Source organism: Stenotrophomonas maltophilia (assembly GCF_013464485.1).
GTDB classification, from domain to species: domain Bacteria; phylum Pseudomonadota; class Gammaproteobacteria; order Xanthomonadales; family Xanthomonadaceae; genus Stenotrophomonas; species Stenotrophomonas maltophilia_AW.
The window spans coordinates 48,388-66,305 of the sequence record NZ_RAUX01000031.1 but is presented as its reverse complement, the minus strand read 5'-3'; the positions used below and the strand labels follow the sequence as shown (position 1 = coordinate 66,305).

Annotated in this window: 16 protein-coding genes; 7 read left to right on the top strand and 9 right to left on the bottom strand. The window is 67.2% G+C overall.

Going from position 1 to position 17,918, the window contains the following annotated elements; translation table 11 throughout:
* Positions 1-8 precede the first annotated feature (8 nt).
* The gene (locus tag D7Y61_RS14200; protein ID WP_180866940.1) at positions 9-1,514 is read left to right on the top strand and encodes a PepSY domain-containing protein; all 1,506 of its coding nucleotides are present in this window, start codon (positions 9-11) and stop codon (positions 1,512-1,514) included.
* A 9-nt stretch (positions 1,515-1,523) separates the two neighbouring features.
* On the opposite strand, the gene D7Y61_RS14195 is transcribed toward D7Y61_RS14200, so the two are convergent.
* Together D7Y61_RS14195 and D7Y61_RS14190 are read right to left on the bottom strand one after the other, a co-directional pair.
* Positions 1,524-2,657 carry an MFS transporter gene (locus tag D7Y61_RS14195; RefSeq protein ID WP_180866938.1) on the bottom strand — a complete coding sequence of 378 codons (1,134 nt, stop codon included), beginning with the start codon at positions 2,655-2,657 and terminating at the stop codon, positions 1,524-1,526.
* A gap of 11 nt (positions 2,658-2,668) precedes the next feature.
* Positions 2,669-3,445, bottom strand: coding sequence for a DeoR/GlpR family DNA-binding transcription regulator (locus D7Y61_RS14190; RefSeq protein ID WP_180866937.1), 777 nt, complete (start codon positions 3,443-3,445; stop codon positions 2,669-2,671).
* 153 nt (positions 3,446-3,598) lie between these two features.
* On the opposite strand from D7Y61_RS14190, the gene smqnr reads away from it, so the two are divergent.
* Positions 3,599-4,246, top strand: coding sequence for a SmQnr family pentapeptide repeat protein (gene smqnr, locus D7Y61_RS14185; protein ID WP_180866935.1), 648 nt, complete (start codon positions 3,599-3,601; stop codon positions 4,244-4,246).
* A gap of 19 nt (positions 4,247-4,265) precedes the next feature.
* On the opposite strand, the gene D7Y61_RS14180 is transcribed toward smqnr, so the two are convergent.
* Both D7Y61_RS14180 and D7Y61_RS14175 read right to left on the bottom strand, forming a co-directional pair.
* Positions 4,266-4,940, bottom strand: coding sequence for a class I SAM-dependent methyltransferase (locus tag D7Y61_RS14180; protein ID WP_180866933.1), 675 nt, complete (start codon positions 4,938-4,940; stop codon positions 4,266-4,268).
* Positions 4,941-5,027: 87 nt separating this feature from the next.
* Positions 5,028-5,726, bottom strand: coding sequence for a glutathione S-transferase family protein (locus D7Y61_RS14175; protein WP_180866931.1), 699 nt, complete (start codon positions 5,724-5,726; stop codon positions 5,028-5,030).
* Between the two features lie 115 nt (positions 5,727-5,841).
* Between D7Y61_RS14175 and D7Y61_RS14170 the strand changes: the two genes are divergently transcribed.
* The gene (locus D7Y61_RS14170; RefSeq protein WP_180866930.1) at positions 5,842-6,786 is read left to right on the top strand and encodes a LysR substrate-binding domain-containing protein; all 945 of its coding nucleotides are present in this window, start codon (positions 5,842-5,844) and stop codon (positions 6,784-6,786) included.
* On the opposite strand, the gene D7Y61_RS14165 is transcribed toward D7Y61_RS14170, so the two are convergent.
* On the bottom strand, positions 6,725-8,104 hold the full coding sequence (locus D7Y61_RS14165; RefSeq protein ID WP_180866928.1) for a PLP-dependent aminotransferase family protein: 1,380 nt from the start codon (positions 8,102-8,104) through the stop codon (positions 6,725-6,727). The genes D7Y61_RS14170 and D7Y61_RS14165 overlap by 62 nt on opposite strands.
* 131 nt (positions 8,105-8,235) lie before the next feature.
* Here D7Y61_RS14165 and D7Y61_RS14160 point away from each other — a divergent pair, with 131 nt between their 5' ends.
* The 3 genes from D7Y61_RS14160 to D7Y61_RS14150 all read left to right on the top strand — a co-directional run bounded on the left by D7Y61_RS14160 (position 8,236) and on the right by D7Y61_RS14150 (position 11,056).
* On the top strand, positions 8,236-9,099 hold the full coding sequence (locus D7Y61_RS14160) for an EamA family transporter (protein WP_180866927.1): 864 nt from the start codon (positions 8,236-8,238) through the stop codon (positions 9,097-9,099).
* 158 nt (positions 9,100-9,257) lie between these two features.
* Positions 9,258-10,139 (top strand): SDR family NAD(P)-dependent oxidoreductase, encoded by an 882-nt coding sequence (locus D7Y61_RS14155; RefSeq protein ID WP_180866925.1) that lies wholly within the window; start codon positions 9,258-9,260, stop codon positions 10,137-10,139.
* Positions 10,140-10,177: 38 nt separating this feature from the next.
* Entirely contained in the window at positions 10,178-11,056 is an 879-nt protein-coding gene (locus tag D7Y61_RS14150) for a LysR family transcriptional regulator (protein WP_180866923.1), read from the top strand.
* 13 nt (positions 11,057-11,069) lie between these two features.
* Here the strand turns inward: D7Y61_RS14150 and D7Y61_RS14145 are convergent, their stop codons facing one another.
* Positions 11,070-11,969, bottom strand: coding sequence for a LysR substrate-binding domain-containing protein (locus tag D7Y61_RS14145; RefSeq protein WP_180866922.1), 900 nt, complete (start codon positions 11,967-11,969; stop codon positions 11,070-11,072).
* A gap of 106 nt (positions 11,970-12,075) precedes the next feature.
* Between D7Y61_RS14145 and D7Y61_RS14140 the strand changes: the two genes are divergently transcribed.
* A complete protein-coding gene (locus D7Y61_RS14140; RefSeq protein WP_180866921.1) occupies positions 12,076-13,593 on the top strand; it encodes an MFS transporter in 1,518 nt (505 codons plus the stop codon).
* Here D7Y61_RS14140 and D7Y61_RS14135 read toward each other — a convergent pair.
* The 3 genes from D7Y61_RS14135 to D7Y61_RS14125 all read right to left on the bottom strand — a co-directional run bounded on the left by D7Y61_RS14135 (position 13,577) and on the right by D7Y61_RS14125 (position 17,815).
* Positions 13,577-15,670, bottom strand: a complete 2,094-nt coding sequence (locus D7Y61_RS14135) for a TonB-dependent siderophore receptor (protein ID WP_180866920.1) — start codon at positions 15,668-15,670, stop codon at positions 13,577-13,579. The two genes, D7Y61_RS14140 and D7Y61_RS14135, sit on opposite strands and share 17 nt — an antisense overlap.
* A gap of 98 nt (positions 15,671-15,768) precedes the next feature.
* Positions 15,769-17,145, bottom strand: a complete 1,377-nt coding sequence (locus tag D7Y61_RS14130) for a sensor histidine kinase (RefSeq protein WP_180867036.1) — start codon at positions 17,143-17,145, stop codon at positions 15,769-15,771.
* Entirely contained in the window at positions 17,132-17,815 is a 684-nt protein-coding gene (locus D7Y61_RS14125) for a response regulator transcription factor (protein ID WP_180866919.1), read from the bottom strand. The genes D7Y61_RS14130 and D7Y61_RS14125 overlap by 14 nt, the downstream gene beginning before the upstream one ends.
* Between the last annotated feature and the right edge of the window lie 103 nt (positions 17,816-17,918).

Here is a 17,918-nt window from a genome sequence, read left to right as displayed (position 1 = left end):
CACGCACCATGTCGCTGCGATCCACTGCCAAGCGCTGGACCTACCTGGTGCACCGTTGGCTCGGCATCGGCGGATGCCTGCTGATGCTGTTGTGGTTCGTCAGCGGCATGGTGATGTTGTTCATCGGCTACCCGAAGCTGACGCCCGGTGAACGTCTGGCGGCATTACCGGTGCTGCCGGAGGCCCGCGATCTGCGCGGGCTGTCGGTGCTGCCTGCAGCCGTGCAGGCCGAGCCGGAGACCGTGGCACTGACCACGCTGCGTGGCGAGCCTGCGTATGTGGTTCGCGCGGGAAGCAACGTGGGCGCCTGGTCGGCGTACACCGGCCACGCCCTGCTGCCCGTATCGGCACAGCGCGCCGAAGCGTCAGCGGTACAGTTTGCTGGCGGCCCGGCCTTTGTCGGTGCAATGCGCGTGGAAGAGGACCGTTGGACGCATTCGCGCGCGCTGGACGCGCACCGGCCGCTGTACCGGGTGGAGGTGGCGGGCGCACAGCCCGGTGACCTGTATGTGTCCTCGCGCACCGGTGAAGTGGTGCTGGACGCACCGCATGTGCAGCAGCGCTGGAACTATGTGGGGGCCTGGCTGCACTGGCTGTATTTCCTGCGCATGCAGTCGGTGGATCCGGTGTGGACGTGGGTGGTGATCGTGCTGTCCGCGCTGTGCACGGTGGCGGCGGTCAGCGGCATCGTGGTGGGTGTGTGGCGCTGGCGTTTCCGCGGGCGCTACCGCTCCGGTGCGAAGACGCCGTACGTCGAACCGTGGATGCGCTGGCACCATCTGATCGGACTGATGGCTGCGGCCTTCGTGTTCACCTGGATCTTCAGCGGGCTGATGTCGATGAATCCATTGGGGGTCTTCAGCAGCACGCGCGAGGCGATCGATGTTGAGCACTATCGTGGCGGCGCGGTGGCGGTGGATGGCGCGCTGGCTGAGCCGGTGAAGCTTCTGGCGGTGGCCGATGCTGAGCGCTTCCAACCGGTCGAGATCCAGTGGCGCCGCATCGGAGGCGAGCTGTTCGCAGTGCTGCTGGATGGGAAAGGCGAGACCCGCATCGTGTCCAGCGGCAATGGGCACTTGCAGGTTGCGCGGTTGCTGCCGGCAGCGTGGCTGCAGCAGAAGGTGCGTGCGCTGTCCGCTGCGCCGATGCAGGGCTTCGTGGTGCAGCAGGCAGCGGATGCCTACTTCTATCCGCGTGCGCCCGAGGCCATGAATGGTGCAGCGGTACGCCGCTTCCCGGTAGCAGTGGTGGACTTCGGCGATGCCGAGGCGACGCGGGTCTACCTCGATCTGGCCACGGGCGATCCGTTGCTGACGATGGGGCATCGGGAGCGCGTGGGGCGCTGGTTGTTCTACTTCCTGCACAGCTGGGACCTGCCGGCGATGCTGCGCCAGGAAGGTGCCCGGCTGGCGGTGTTGCTGCTGCTGAGCGCTGCCGGCACCGCGTTGTGTGCCACGGCGACGGTGATCGGCTATCGGCGATTGCGGATGAAGCTGCGGCACAGGCGGCGCTGAGGCCCTGGGCTACATCCGCAGCCAACGTGTGGACACGGCCACCAGCAACAAGGCCGTGGCCACGCCGATGAACGCAGCGATCAGGCCGAAGTGGTTGGCAGCGAAACCGATCAGCGCCGGTCCGGCAAGGATGCCGGCAAAGCCCAGCGTGGATACCGCGGTGATTGCCAGCGCACCCGGCATGCGCGTCTGGTGACCGGCCAGCGAGAACAGCGCGGGCGCGATGTTGGCGCAGCCGAGGCCAACCAGCACATAGCCGAGCAGTGACGCCTGCCACGGCGTGACCAGGGTCAGCACCAGCACGCCTGCGGTGGCGAGCAGCGCGCCGAACACGATCGCGCGCTCACGGCCTACGCGCGCTACCAGTGCATCGCCGAACAGGCGCGCCACGGTCATGGTCAGGGTGAAGGTTACATAGCCGATGCCGGCGAGGCTGGCATCGACGCGACGCACATCGCTGAGGAAGACCGCGCTCCAGTCCAGCATCGCGCCTTCACCGAGGAAGGCGACGAAGGCGAGTACACCGATGAACAGCACGATGCCGTGGGGCAGGGCCAGCATCGGTGTGTCGTGCGGCATGCGTTCGCTGTGCCAGTACGCCGCCGACAGCAGCATCACCAACAGCATGGCGCCAACGCCGATCATCACCGATGCCAAGGGGGGCATCTGTGCGGACAGCAGCACGGTCATGGTGGCCGCGCCGAGGAAACCACCGATGCTGAAGAAGGCATGGAAGCCGGACATCATCACGCGCCGTGCTTCGCGCTCGACGATGACGGCCTGCACGTTCATCGTGCAGTCCATTGCGCCTACGGCGGCACCGAACACGAACAGCACCAGGCCCAGTGACCAGGCCGAACCAGCCAGCGCCAGGCCGGGCACGGTCAGGCAGATCAGCAGGCTGCTGGCCACCATCACCCGCCGGCAACCCAGGCGCGCGGCCAGCACGCCGGACAAGGGCATCGCCAGCAGCGAACCGGCACCGAGGCAGAGCAGCACCAGTCCCAGCGTGGCGTCGTTGATGCCGGTACGCGCCTTGGCGAACGGCACCAGCGTGGCCCACAGCGCGGTGGCGAAGCCGGGAATGAAGAACGCAGCGCGGGTCGCGTGCTGTTCGGCACGCGCGCGGTTGGCAAGGGACATGAGCAGTACGGTCAGGGCGGAGTGGGGTGCACGGCGATGCCGGCGGCACGGAAGCGCGCGGCCAGCGCCGGCGGGGCCGAGGTGGTCAGCACCAGGTCGTCGATCTCGTCGAGGCTGGCGATCTGCCAGTTGCCGCGTGCACCGAGTTTTTCGGTGGTGGCGGCGACGATGACGCGGCTGCTGCAGGCAACCATCGCGCGCTTCAGCGTGGCTTCTTCGGCATCCATCGCCCACACGCCGGTGTCGCCGTCCACCGCGCAGGGGCCGGGCAGGTATACGTCGGCGCGCAGGCGCTGCACCTGGGCCAGTGCTTCAGCGCCGACCGCGCCACCACCGCTGGCCAGGCGTCCGCCGATCAACTGCACCGAGGTACCTTCAAGCACGCTGGCGGCGGTGGCGATCTGTGGCGCGTTGGTGATCACCGTCAAGCCGAGAGCGGCCGGCAGCTGCTGGGCGATCGCCAGGTTGGTCGACCCGGCATCGAGCAGTACCACCTGGCCGGGTTGCAGCAGCGCGCAGACACGGGCGGCCAGTTCGGCCTTGTCGCCGCGGTCGCGGGTCAGTCGTTCGCGCAGTGGGCGTTCCTGCGGCGGCGGCAGCACGGCGCCTCCGTAGACGCGCTGGCATAGCCCTTGCGCGGCCAGTTCGCGCAGGTCACGGCGGATCGAATCTTCGGAGACGGCATAGCGGCGCGCCAGCTCGGCGGCGACCACGCGGCCCTGCTGGCGCAGTTCCTCGAGGATCTGCTGGGTGCGTTGGGCGGGGWGGGGGCTGGGATCGGAGCTCATGTTGCAAGTCTGCACTTTCGTGCATTAACGTGCAACAACGTGCATGGGGTGGGGGCGAGGCGGCGACGGGCCTGTCGGCGATCTGAGGCTGCGGGCCTTTGGATCGCCTGCGAAGCCCGGCATCATGGCGGGGCTCATGGCATGGAATCCCCGATGTCCCCCACCGTTCACCGCAAGCTGCGCATCGGCGCGGACCAGTACACCGGCCAGAAGGTGGTCGACCAGCAGTTCCACGAATGTGATTTTTCCGGCGCCGACCTGACCGGTACCGAGTTCATCAACTGCGGCTTCTATGACGCCGACACGCGCGCCGGTTGTCGCTTCAACGGCGCCACGCTGAAAGAAGCCAGCTTCCGCAGCTGCGATCTCAGCATGTGCCATTTCAGTTTCATCAAGGCGCTGGGCCTGGAGATCAGCGAATGCCGCGCGCAGGGCGCGGACTTCAGCAACGCCAGCTTCATGAACCAGATCACCACGCGCAGCTGGTTCTGCAGTGCCTTCATCAAGAAGTCGAACCTGCGCTATGCGAATTTTTCGCGGGTGACACTGGAAAAGTGCGAGTTGTGGGAGAACCGCTGGGACGGTGCGAACGTGAGCGGTGCCAGCTTCGCCGGCTCGGACCTGTCCGGTGGCCAGTTCGAGGGCATCGACTGGAACAGCGCCAACTTCACCGACTGCGATCTGACCAACTCCGAGCTGGGCGAGCTGGACCTGCGCAGCACCAATCTGCGCGGCGCCACGCTGGATGTGCAGCAGGTGGCGCTGTTGATGCAGCGCATCGGTATCACGGTGGTGCCATGATGCCTGCGGGCCGGGTGCATCAGGTTGCGTAGGCCACCCAGCCCTTGAAGCTGAAGCCGGCGTAGAACAGCTCCACACCGTCGAAGCCGGCCTCCTGCAGCAGCGCGACCTCCTGCTCGGGCGCCAGCAGCGGCAACCGTTCGGCAATGGCGTCGATCGCGCGCTGCGCATCGGCGTGGGCAACCCCCGAGGCTTCGGCGAACGCTGCGTAGCGCTGCAGCCATCGCAGCTTGCCGGCCGGGTCCTGCGGCACGCTGTGGTGCGCCACCACCAGTGGCGCGCCGGGTTGCAGGCGCCGGTGCAGTTCGCGCAGCGTGTGCAGGCGCTGCGCGGCATCGAGGAAGTGCAGGGTCAGTAGGCAGCTGGCGCCGTCGAAGCGCGCATCCGGTGCATCGTCGATATAGCCTTCCAGCAGCTGCACGCGCGACATCAGCGGACCCAGTGTCTGCTCGGCCAGGGCCAGCATCGGCGCGGCCGGGTCGACCCCCAGCAGCTGCCAGCACGGCTGCGCCTCGGCGAAGGCCTTCAGTTCCAACCCGCCACCGGCACCCAGCACCAGCACGCGGCCCTGCGCAGGGACACGTTCGGCCAGCAGCAGCCGGCTCATCTGCTGCAGGGCGAGGAAGCCGGGCACCTGGCGCAGCGGCGCTTCGGCATAGCGGGCCACCGCCTGCGGATCGGAGAACGTGGACATGCGCGGATTCCTGCAGCGGGGGACATACCACTGTAGCGCGGCGCGCAAGAGGCATTGCGCGCCGCTGCCGTACGGGCAGGACAGGACTCAGGCCGCTGCGGCCTCAAGCACCTCTTCCAGCCGCACCTCGCCGAGGAATCCACCGCCGCTGGTTGCCGGCTGCTGCGCTTCGATGGCATGCGCGAACTGCACGCCCGCATCGTCCTGCAGGCGTTCGAACAGTTGCTGCAGCTTCGGGAATTCGCTGCGGTCGACGACCTGATGGTAGTCGTTCCAGCGGGCGATGCCGGCAAAGTAGGCATCGGCGAAGCTGCGCCGCTCGCCCAGCAGCCATGGGCCGTTGCCGATCATCTGCTCAAGCGCCTGATGCACGTGGCGTACTTTTTCCGTGCCGTAGCGGCGCAGGGCCTCGCCGTCGGCACCCTCGGCATGTTCCAGCGCATGCCAGAGCGGGGCATATGCACCAAAGAAGCTGGTGTTGAGATAGGCCAGCGCCTGGTTGAGGCGGTCGAAGCCGGGCGTGCCCTGCGCGAAGCCCCAGCCCTGGGCAATGCCGCGCGCGGCCAGGTGGTTGAGGATGGCCAGGCTCTCGCTGATCAGCTCACCTTCGGCGGTGCGCAGGGTGGGCGTTTCTCCCAGCGGATTGAGGCGGCGGTAGTCTTCACCCTGCACTTGGCCGGGCATGTCAATGCGGCATAGCTGGTAAGGCTGGCGCAGCCATTCCAGGGCAACGATGGAGCCGAACGAGCAGCCCGAGGGCACGCCGTAGAAGAGGATCGGGGTCATGGCAGTTTTCCGGTTGAAGCCGCGGTGCGGCGGGTAGGGAAAGCGTGCCTGCATGGACATTGCGACAGAAGCCAGCTAAATGGCATCCTGAAGTCCACACCTGTGGACGTTGCGCATGCTCAACCTCAACGACCTGGCCCTGTTCGTGACCGCAGTAGAGCAAGGTGGTTTCGCCGCCGGCGGCCGCCATCTCGGCCTGCCGCGCTCCACCCTGAGCAAGCGCGTGGCATTGCTGGAGGAGCAGCTGCAGGTTCGCCTGTTGCAGCGCAGTTCGCGCCGTTTCGCATTGACCGAGATCGGCCAGGAATTCTTCGAGCGTGCACGTGCGGCGCTGTCGGAAGTGGAAGCAGCTGAAACCATCGTCCGAGGGCGCCAGGCCGAACCCAGCGGCACCGTACGCATCAGCGCGTCGATTCCGGTGGTGCAGGGCCCGCTCGCCGCCTGCCTGCCTGCGCTGGCACGGCGTTACCCGCGCCTGCGCATCGAGGTGGAGGCCAGCGATCGTTTCATCGACCTGGCGCAGGAGGGCATCGACATCGCGCTGCGCAGCCACTTCGGTCCGCTGCCTGATTCCGGCTTGGTGCAGCGCCAGCTGGGTAGCGAGCGCATCGTGCTGGTAGCGTCGCCTGCCTACCTGGCCTCGGCGCTGGCATTGGACACCCCCGAGCAGCTGCACATGCATGCCGGCCTGCTGACCGCACGCCACGCAACACGCTGGACGCTGCACGATGCTGACGCGCGCACTGTGCTGGTGGAGCCCCGGGTGGCAATGGTCGGCAACGAATCGCAGCTGCTGATCGCGGCGGCTGAAGCAGGGCTTGGGATTACCGTGTTGCCCCGCAGCCTGTGTGCGGCGGCCATCGCTGCTGGCCGCCTGCAGCGCGTGCTGCCGGCGTGGCATGCCGGTGAGGTCACGACCACTGTGCTGCTGCCGCATCGCCGTGGGCAGTTGCCGGGCGTGCGGGTGGTGGTGGACGCGCTGGTGGCGCATTACGCGCCTATTGCAGCGCCCGTGCCAGTACCTGCCAGATCCGTGGGTCCTGGCACTGCGAGACGTTGAAGCGCACATAGTCAGCCGCGCGCTGCGATTGGCTGAAGGCGTTGCCCGGAGCCAGCACGATGCCTTCGCGCAGGCATTGCCGTGCCAGCGCAGCGGCGTCGCGGCCATCGGGAAGCTGGCACCAGAGGAACAGGCCGGCTTCCGGCTGCAGCCACGGGGTAATGCCCAGCGTGTGCAGTTTCCGCAATGTGTGCCGGCGCGCATCGGCCAGGCGCGAGCGCACCGATTGCATGTGGCGGCGATAGCCACTGTCGGTCAGCGCGATGTGCATCAACTGCATCGCCAGATGGCCGCCGCCGAAGCTGGTGGCCAGCTTCAGATCGGTCAGTGCCTCGATCCAGTCATGGCGTGCAGCGATGTAGCCACAGCGCGAAGCGGCCGACAGGGTCTTGGAGAAACTGCCGACGTGGATCACCCGCGACAGCCCATCGAGCGCAGCAAGGCGCGGTGCCGGCTGCAGTTCGAAGTCGGCGAAGATGTCGTCCTCGACGATGATCAGTTCGCTGCGTTCGGCCAGCCCCAGCAGCCGATGTGCGGTGCTGGCCGAGAGCATCGCGCCGGTCGGGTTGTGCAGGCCGGAATTGGTGATGTACAGCCGTGGCGAATGTGCCTGCAGCGCCTGTTCGAATGCGTGCAGGTCCGGACCGGTGTGCGTGTAGGGCACGCCCACCGCCTGCACCTGGTGCGCCTTCAGCAGGGCGTGGTAATTGAAGTAGCTGGGGTCGTCGACCAGCACGCAGTCGCCGGGCTTGAGCAGGAAACGGCCGATCAGGTCGACGGCATGGGTGCCCGATTCGGTGAGCAGGATCTGCTCCATCGGCGCGTCGATGCCCAGCATGGCCGCACGCCGCTGCAGCAGTTGGCGCAGGGCGGGCAGCCCGAGCGGTCCGGCGTAGTCGGCCAGCTGCGGTGCATCGACACGTGCCAAGCGCCGCAGGCCGCGACGCACGCCTTCGTGATACAGCCACTCGCTGGGCATCCAGCCGCAGCCAGGCTTGAGGTGGCCGGTGGGTGTTTCCAGCGACTGCCGCGATACCCACAGCGGATCCACCGCACGGTCCAGCCGTGGTTCCATCCCGGCCAGTGCGAGCGGCGCGGCCGGCCCACTGACGTAGAAGCCGGACCCGGCGCGCGCGGCGATCACGCCTTCCGCTGCCAGGCGTTCGTAGGCCTCGACCACGGTGGACACCGACACCCCCATCGCCGCTGCCTGCGCGCGCACCGAGGGCAGGCGCGAGCCTGGCCCGTCCACCCGTGCGGTGATGCGGCTACGGACCGTCTGGATGACCGATTCAATGCGGGTGAGGGGGCGGTTCATGGCGGCACTGTAGTGGAAGTGTGAGCAGTACAGTTTCTTGAAACTGTACTGGATTGTAGCTGGGGAGATGTCGTGGTCGATGTTTCCATGATCGTCCACCGGGCATCGCCCGGCATTGCGGGAGCACAGGCGTGGAACGGTCGGCGAATGGTTGGATCAATGGCTTCATTGGCGTGGTGATCTTTGCCGGCTCGTTGCCGGCCACGCGCTTGGCGGTGCTGCAGTTGGATGCAGGCTTCGTCACTGCCGCGCGGGCCACCATCGCTGCGGTACTCGGCCTGGGCCTGCTGCTGATGCTGCGCCAGCCGTGGCCGCGCCGGAGTGATCTGCCTGGACTGGCGGTTGTCAGCCTCGGGGTGGTGGTCGGATTCCCGCTGCTGACCGCGCTGGCCCTGCGCCATGCTTCATCAGCGCACACCATCGTATTCCTGGGCCTGTTGCCGCTGAGCACTGCGGTGTTCGGCGTCCTGCGTGGTGGCGATCGGCCGCGACCCGCGTTCTGGCTGTTTTCGCTGCTGGGAAGCGCGTGTGTGGTCGGCTATGCCGCACGCAACGGCATCGAAGCCTCGCTGCAGGCCGACCTGCTGATGCTGGCGGCGATCGTGGTGTGCGGCCTGGGGTATGCCGAAGGCGGCCGGCTGGCTCGGCATCTGGGTGGCTGGCAGGTGATCAGCTGGGCACTGCTGCTGGCGTTGCCGGTGATGCTTCCATTGACGGTGCTGATGCGACCGGCCTCGTTTGCAGCGGTCGACGCGTCGGCATGGTGGGCACTGGGCTACGTGGCGGTGTTCAGCATGCTGCTTGGGTTCCTGTTCTGGTATCGCGGTCTGGCACAAGGCGGCATAGCCGCTGTCGGCCAGTTGCAGCTGCTGCAACCCTTCTTCGGTCTGACGCTGGCTGCATTGCTGCTGCACGAGTCGGTCAGCCTGGGCATGGTGCTGGTGACGCTGGCCGCCGTGCTCTGCGTCGCCGGCGCCCGCCACTTCAGCCGCTGAAGAAAAAGGGGACGGAGGGGATTAAGTCGTATTTGGCACCGCTGTGCCTGAAACGACTTAATCCCTTCCGTCCCCTTTTTCGACGATAGCGTGTGCGTATCGTGGTGTGCGGCCAATGGTATTGGCCCTGTCAGTGGCGTGTGGCTGAAGCTGTGCGAATGAAGCCGATTTCCCGAATTTCCTTTGAGGGCCAGGTCGGCCTGGTGACGGGCGCCGCCGGTGGACTGGGCCTGGCCTACAGCCGGCTGCTGGCCGAACGTGGTGCGCACGTGGTGATGCATGACGTCGGTGCCGGCACCGATGGTTGTGGCCATGATCCGCAGCGCATCCAACGCAGTGTCGAGGCGCTGCAGGCGCAGGGCCATTCCGTGCAGGCCGTGTCCGGGCGCATCGATCATCGCGCGGGGTGCGGCGCACTCCTGCAGGACCTGCTGCACCAGCATGGGCGCATCGACTTCCTGATCCACAACGCCGGCTGGGTCGAATACCAGGCCTTGGAAGTGATCACGGACGAAGCACTGGATCGGATGCTGTGCCTGGCGGCGAAGACACCGCTGTGGTTGGCGCAGGCGGCGTGGCCCGCGATGCGCGCGGCGGGCGGTGGCCGCATCGTCATCACCACCTCCGATCGCGCGCTGTATCCGCAGTACGCACAGCGCGGACTGTCCGCCTATGCGATGGGCAAGCTGGCCGCGCTTGGCCTGGTCAATGTGCTGGCGCTGGAAGGTGCCGAGCACGGCATCGTGGTCAATGCGGTTTCGCCGGTGGCGAAGACACGCATGTGGGGCATCGAGGGCGAGCCCGACGAACTGCATCCGGACGCCGTTGCGCAGGGAGTGGCCTATCTGGCATCCACGCGCTGCCAGGAGGGTGGGTGGGCACTGCGTGCCAGCAACGGGCAGTTCCATGCACTGCGCCTGCAGGACGCCGCGCATGTAGCCTACCCGCGCGATCTGCGTGCGGTCAGTGCGGACAGCATCGAGTCGGTGGCCCTGCAGTGGCCGGCCATCGCGCGCGCCAGCGTGGACCAGCGTGGTTGAGGGCGTACCCTAGGCAGGTTCCTACTGTCTGCTTCGAGATGATCGACCTGCGCCTGCTTCGCCAGTTCGTGGCCGTGGCCGAAGAACTGCATTTCCATCGCGCCGCGGCCCGCCTGCACATGTCGCAACCGCCGTTGACGGCCGCAATCCGGCGGCTGGAAGATGAGCTGGGCAGCGAACTGATCATGCGCGGCAATCGCACCCTGGGCTTGACCGTGGCCGGGCAGACCCTGCTGGCGGAAGCACGGGCAACCCTGCAGCAGGCCGAACAGGCATTGCAGCGCACGCGCGAAGCGGCAGCGGGGCACAGTGGCAGTCTGCGCGTCGGTTACGTGGGAAGTGCACTGTACGGGCGCTTGCCGGGGCTGATCCGCCATTTCCGCCAACGGTATCCGCAGGTGCAGCTGCATCTGCAGGAAGCCACATCGCACCAGCAGCAGCTGTGGTTGCGTGAGCAGCGCATCGACGTCGGCGTGTTGATTCCACCGATTCCCGCAGCTGAGCTGGTGCTGCACGACTTCGACCACGACCGTTTGGCGATTGCGCTGCCGCGTGCACATGCATTGGCCGATGCGCCGGAGGTCAGTGTGGCGATGCTGGCTGACGAGCCGTTCGTTTCCTGGCCGGCGGGCGAGGGCATCGGCTTCCATGCACAGGTGCTGGGCCTGTGCACGGCGGCGGGATTCACGCCGCGCGTGGTGCAGGAAGCGCAGGGCATGCACGCGGTGTTGTCACTGGTGGCCGTAGACGCCGGCGTGGCGATCGTGCCTGCCAGCATGGCCAGCTTTCGTCCGCAGGAGATTGTCTACCGTGTGCTGGATGGCGATGCAGCGTGTTTCGCGCTTCAGTTCTGCACGCGCCCGGAACAGGCGTTGCCGGTGGTGCGCAATTTCCTGATGGCCGCGACCACCGGCTGATCCTGCGGATCGGCTATGCCTGGCCGCTGCGGAACAGATGCGCAGCGGCATAGTCGATGAACACCCGCAGGCGTGCGCTGGGGTGGCGCCCACCGGGCCATAGCAGCGAGAACTGCCCCTTGTGCGCGGGTAACGATGGCAGCACCTGTTGCAGGCGACCGTCGGCCAGAGCGTCGGCCGCCAGGAAGTCGGGCATCCAGCCCAGGCCCATGCCACCGATGACGGCGGCCAGCAGCGCTTCCATGTTGTTGCAGGTCATTGCCGTGGGCAGGTGCGCTCCGGCATCACCTTCAATCCCCGGCAGCCGCCACGGATGCAGCTTTCCGGTGGTGGGGTAACGGAACCGCAGTGCCGCATGCATGCGCAGGTCGCCCACGTCGGCCGGCGTGCCGTGCGCCTGCAGATAGCCGGGCGCGGCACAGAGCATGAAACGAAAGCCACCCAGCCGCCGCGCGGTCAGGCTGGAGTCGGCCAGTTCACCGCTGCGTATCACCGCGTCGAGGCCTTCGTTGACCACATCGACGATGCGGTCGTTGAAGTCCAGTTCCAGCTGTACCTGCGGGTAGCGCTGCTGGAAGCCGGGCAGCACCGGCAGCAGGAACCGGTAGCCGATGGTGGGCAGGCCGATGCGCAGCAGGCCGCTCGGCGCGCGCTGTCGCTGCGCCAGATCCGCCTGTGCCTCGGAAAGCTCGTCCAGTGCGCGCCGGCAGCGTTGCAGCAGCAGTTCGCCTTCGTCGGTGAGGTGCACGCGGCGGGTGGTGCGTTGGAACAGGCGCGTGCCCAGGTCCTGTTCGAGGCGTGAGATGCGCTTGCCGACCGCCGAAGCCGACAGGCCGAGCACACGGGCGGCGCCGACGATGCTGCCGGCCTCGGCGGTTCGGACGAAGGCGAGCAGGGCAGAGATGGAATCCATGCGGGCATGATTGCGGAACATCTGGCCGCAATCAACGTCCATCCAGCCTGTTTTTCAGCAATAGCGGCCTGCCCATCATCAACGCCCCTGATGGATGGAGGCCCGCATGGCCCCGGTTTCGATGCTCCCTGAATCCGATCGCACGCAGCAGCGTTGGACGCTGCTTGCGGTCTGCCTGGCCGCGCTGGCGCTGCCGTTGTCCTTTTCGGCCGGTGCCGTCGCGGTGCCGGTGCTGGCTCTTTCTGCAGGGGCCTCGCCCACCGCACTGGCCTGGGTGACCAATGCCTTCATGCTGACCTTCGGCAGCCTGCTGCTGGCTGCCGGTGGCCTGGCCGACCGCTATGGCCGCCGGCGGATGTTCCTGCTGGGCACGGCCGGTTTCACCGCCGCTACAACCGCTGTATGCCTGGCGCCGACGCTGCTGTGGCTGGATCTGGCGCGCGGCCTGCAGGGCGTTGCTGCCGCCGCCGCGCTGGCCTCGGGCACCGCGGCGCTGGCGCAGGGCTGGCAGGGGCCGGCGCGTGGCCGCGTCTTCGCCCTGCTGGGTACGACGTTCGGTGCGGGGCTGGCGCTTGGGCCGTTGCTGGCGGGCCTGCTGCTGCAGGCACTGGGATGGCGTAGTGTGTTCGCAGCCGGTGGTGTACTGGCGTTGGCGGCCTTCGCACTGGGCGCGCGCGTGTTGACCGAGAGTCATGGCGAGCGTGGCCGGTTGGATATCAGCGGCATGCTGGGCTTCAGCATGATGCTGGCGGCGCTGACGCTGGCCCTGCTGTGGCTGGGCGAATTCGGCGTGCACGCCATGCGCGTGCAACTGGCATTGCTCGCTACGCTGTTGCTCGGCGCAGCGTTCGTCTGCATCGAACGGATGCATCCCTTCCCGCTGCTGGACCTCTCGCTGTTCTCGCAACCGGCGTTCCTGGGCGTCCAGCTGCTACCGGTGGCGACCTGCCTGGGCTACGTGGTGCTGCTGGTGGTGCTGCCGCTTCAACTCCTGGGTGTGCACGGGCAGAGCGCCACGTGGGTTGGCCTGCAGATGCTGGCCCTGTCTGCGCCGATGCTGGTGCTGCCGCTACTGGCCGCGCGCTGGGCGGAACGGATTGGCAGCGCACGGCTGTGCACGCTTGGCCTGCTGGTGTGTGCGTGCGGCCTGTATCTGCTGTCACGGCATGCGGCCCATCCGTCGCCGTGGCAGTGGATGCCATGGCTGGTGCTGATCGGCGCGGGCACGGCCTTGCCGTGGGGGCTGATGGATGGGTTGTCGGTGAGCGTAGTGCCGGTGCAGCGCGCCGGCATGGCTGCAGGCATCTTCGGCACCGTGCGGGTGGCCGGCGAAGGCATTGCACTGGCGGCCGTGACTGCAGTGCTGTCGCTGCTTGTCAGCGAGCATCTCCAGGGAACGTCGCCAGCATCGCTGGCGCGTGCCGGCGCCTATCTGGCAACCGGAGCGCATGGCCAGGCGGCGGCACTGCTGCCGTCGATGAGCAGCGGGCAGCTGCAGCACGCCAGTGCCGAGGCGCTGGCGGTGCTGCTGCGTCTGCTGGCCCTGCTGACCGCCGCATGCGCGGTGCTGTTGCACCTGCTGCTGCTGCGGTCGGCAATGGCCGTGCTCAGAACCGATAGCTGATGGTGCCGGTGACCACGCGCGGATAGCCGGCGAAGCAGTCGCCGAAGGTGCGGCAGGGTGCGTAGTAGCGCTTGTCCGTGAGGTTGGTGATGTTCAATGCCATCGTCCAGTCGGTCACCTGCACTTCCACCAGTGCATCGGCCAGCGTGTAGCTGGGCGTGATGATGCGTCCGCCATTGCCCAGCGATACGGTGTTGCCGACGTGGCGCACGCCCAGGCCCAGGCGCAGGCGCGCGGCATCGTCAAGCTGGAAGCCCTTCGAGACCCAGGCCGAGGCCAGGTCCTGGGGTGTATCGTTCAGGCGCTCGCCTACTTCCAGCGCGAAGTTGCTGCGGCTGACCTCGGCCTCGTTGCGTGCCACGGCGGCGGTGATGGTCAGATCGTTGGCGAACTGGAACTGGCCTTCCAGCTCGATGCCCTTGGAGCGGATCTGCCCGGTCTGCACCACGTTCAGCACGTTGTCCGGATCGTTGGTCTGGCGGTTGGTTTCGGTGATGCGGTACGCGGCCAGCGTCAGCAGCAGATTGCGTGCCGGTTGCCACTTGAGGCCGGCCTCGGTCTGGCGGCCACGCATCGGCTTGAAGGCCTGGCCGAACAGGTCCTGGCCGGCCACCGGCAGGAACGATTCGCTGTAGCTCAGGTAGGGCGACAGGCCCGCGCCCAGTTCACCGATCAACCCGGCGCGGTAGGTCGTCGCGTTGTCGGTCTGGCTGGGCTGGCCTTCAGTCTTCGAGCGCGCGTGGTCGCGGCGTGCGCCCAGCACCAGCGAAACCTGGTCGGCCCAGCGGATCTGGTCCTGCACGTACACGCCCAGCTGGGTGGAGGTCTGGTCGGGTTGCCGCTCCCAGCCGCGTACCGTGGGTGCCACCGACACCGGGGCGTAGATATCGATCGGCGTGCCGGTGGCATCCAGTCGCTGCAGCTGTTCCTGGTAGCGGCTGTAGTCCACGCCGGCCAGCAGCAGATGCTGGAAGGCACCTGTGGTGAAGTCGAACTGCAGCGCGTTGTCGGTGCTGAGGATCTGCACGTCCGGGCGGGTGCCGTAGGCGGTGCGGTTGACCACGCGGCGCGCAGCGTCGATGAACGGATCGGCCGGATTGCTGTAGCTGTCCACGTACATCTGCTGCAGCGTCGTCTTGCCGTCGATGTAGCGTATGGCCGAGCGCAGGCTGAGCACATCGTTGAAGCGATGGTCGAACAGTGCGGTCAGGCTGTAGACGCGCGAGTCGATGCGGTCGAAGTCGGGGTCACCGATGAAGGTGGAAGGATCCAGGCGGCGCCCGGGCGGTGCCAGCAGGGTCGCGGCCAGCGGCAGGAACTGCTGGCTGGAGCCGGTCCTGTCGTGCTGGTAGCTGGCCAGCAGGGTGAGCGTGCTGCGTTCGCCGCGCCAGCTGACCGAGGGGGCCAGATAGACGCGGTCGTCCTTCAGTACATCGGTCTGCATGTTCGACTCACGCAGCAGCCCGACGAAGCGGCCGGCAAGCGTACCGGCATCGTTCAATGCACCGCTGAAGTCTCCCTGCAGCTGCCTGCGGTCGAAACTGCCGAGCTGCACGCCGACCTCGCCAGCGAGGGCGCCGAAAACCGGGCGCTTGCTCATCGCATTGATGATGCCGCCGGTGGCGCCGGCACCGTACAGCACCGAGGACGGGCCGCGCAGTACTTCCACGCGTTCCAGGCCATAGATTTCCGGGCGGGCGAGGGGGCTGAACCCGTAGCTGCGGCGCAGGCCATCCTGGTACTGCACCGGGTCCAGCCCGCGTACCGAGGTCGCGTCGTTGCGGGTATCCAGGCCCCAGGCATCGGCGGTCACGCCGGCGCTGTAGCGCAGCACTTCCTGCAGGTTGTGCGCACCGCGGTTGGTGAACAGCTGCTGGGTGACCACGCTGATCGCCTGTGGGGTCTCGGTCAGGGCGGTATCGGTCTTGGTCGCGGTGCTGGCCCGCTCGGCCACTACGGTCACTTTGTCCAATGTGCGTGCCGCCGAGCCGTCCTGGGCCTGGGCGATGGCCGAGGCCAGCAGGGGGGGCAGGGCGAGCGTGTACAGCAGCGGGCGGCGCGGCGACAGGGCGGGCATCGTCAGGAATCCGGGAAGGCGGTGACGGCGGATTATCCGGATGCCTGTCTACAAATACAAATGATTCCCAAATGCGATTGAAGCCCCCGGGCCCGGTGTCAGGGCAGGCCGTCTGCGGCGCCTCGGATGCTCAGCCAGGCGCCGCCGCCCGGGGCGCTGCCCGCGCGCAGCCGGAAGCCGTGCAGGCCGGCGATGGCAGCCACGATCGACAGTCCCAGCCCGAACCCCGGTCCCTGGCCGGCGCTGCTGCTGCCGCGGAAGAAACGCTGGTAGATCAGCGTGCGGTCCTGCGGCGGGATGCCAGGTCCATTGTCGATCACATCGATCCTCGGGGCGCCGTGATCGTCGACCGCACGCAGCAGGATGCGGCCGTGTGCAGGGGTGAACTGCAGGGCGTTGGACAGCAGGTTCGCCACCGCTTCGAACAACAGTTCACGGTCGCCACGCAGCAGGCCAACCTGTGGATACACCTGCAACTCCAGCACCTGCTGCTTCTCTTCGGCCAGTGGCAGGTAGAACTGGTGCAGTTCCTGCAGCAGCTCGGCAAGGTCGACCTCGTCGAACGCCGAGCGCCGCTGGTGGCTTTCCAGTTCGGAGACACGCAGCAGCGCGGTAAAACGTGCCATCAGCATGTCCGTTTCAGCCAGTGCCTTGTCCAGCGGGTCGGCATGGGCATCCTGTTCGTCCAGACCCACGCGCATCCGGTACAGATGCGCCCGCAGCCGCGTCAGCGGGGTGCGCAGATCGTGGGCGATGCTGTCGCATACGCCTTTGACCTCGGTCATCAGCTGCTCGATGCGCTCCAGCATGGCGTTGACGATGCTCGACAGCCGATCGATCTCGTCGCGACGGTTGGACACCGGCAGGCGCTGGCCGAGGTCGCCGGCGACGATGCGGCTGGTGGCGGCTTCGATCTGCTGGATCCGCTTCAGCGGGCGCCGGCGCAGCAGATGCCAGCCCACCAGGCCGGGAATCACGGTCAGCGACACGCCCCACAGCAGTGCATCGAGAATGATGCTGTTGACCGCCATGAGCTTGCCGTTCTGGCGCACGAATACCAGCGTCCTGCCATCGCGGGTCACCACGCCGAGCGCTCTGCCACCGTTGTCGTAGCGGCCATCGGCCAGCGTCCAACCGTCCACCGCATGCGAGTTGCCATCCAGCGGCAATCCCTCGGGGATGGCCGTCAGCGGGCCCGCCATCGGCACGCCGGCCTTGTCGAACAACCCATAGGTATAGACCTGGTGCAGATCGAAGCGCTGGCTGTCACGCAGCGCTTCATCCAGCGCCGGCCCGTCGAAGCTCATGAACAAGTGGGCGCGCTGCTGCAGGCCCGATTCGGTCAGGTCATTGAGGTAATCCGAGATGCGCCAGTACATGACCCCCAGCAGCAGGCTCGACCAGGCGACGAACAGAATGCAGTACAACCCGAGCAGACGGCTGCTGGACGAACGCCACTGGTCAGGGTTGCGCATCGAAGACATAGCCGGTTCCACGCACGGTGGTGATGGGTTGCGGGCGGCCCGGCTGCTCGATGCGCTTGCGAACACGGCCGATGTGGACGTCGATCAGGTTGGTGCCGGGGTCGAAGTGATAGCCCCAGACTTCCTGGAACAACATGCTGCGGGTGACGACCTGGCCGGCGTTGCGGACCAGGAATTCGAGCAGCTTGAACTCCGTCGGCAGCAGGCTGATCTCCTGCCCGCCACGCCGGGCCGAACGGGTCATCAGATCCAGTTCGAGGTCGCCGGCGCGCAGGACATTGTCTGCAGGGCCGGCCTGGCTCTGGCGACGGATCAATACCTCCACGCGGGCCGCCATTTCGTCGGACGCGAAGGGCTTGGTCAGGTAGTCGTCGCCCCCCGCACGCAGGCCGCGTACACGCTCGTCCACATCCGACAGCGCGCTGATCATCAGCACGGGGGTGACGATGCCTTCGCGGCGCAGGACAGTGACCAGCGCCAGGCCGTCGATGCCGGGCAGCATGCGGTCCAGGGTGATCACCGCGTAGTCGCCCGCACGCGCCAATGCGAGGCCGGCAGTGCCATCAACGGCAACGTCGACCTCGAAGCCATGACTGCGCAGTTCGGTTGCGATTTCCTCCGAAGTGACAAGGTCGTCCTCGATGGTGAGTACGCGCGGCATGGGCCAGTGTGCAGGTTGGATGGCTGCCATCCTCGCAACCGCGCGCGGTGACTGCAAATGAAAAATGTTTCATGCGCGATTCGCCGGAATCCGCGCACAGGTC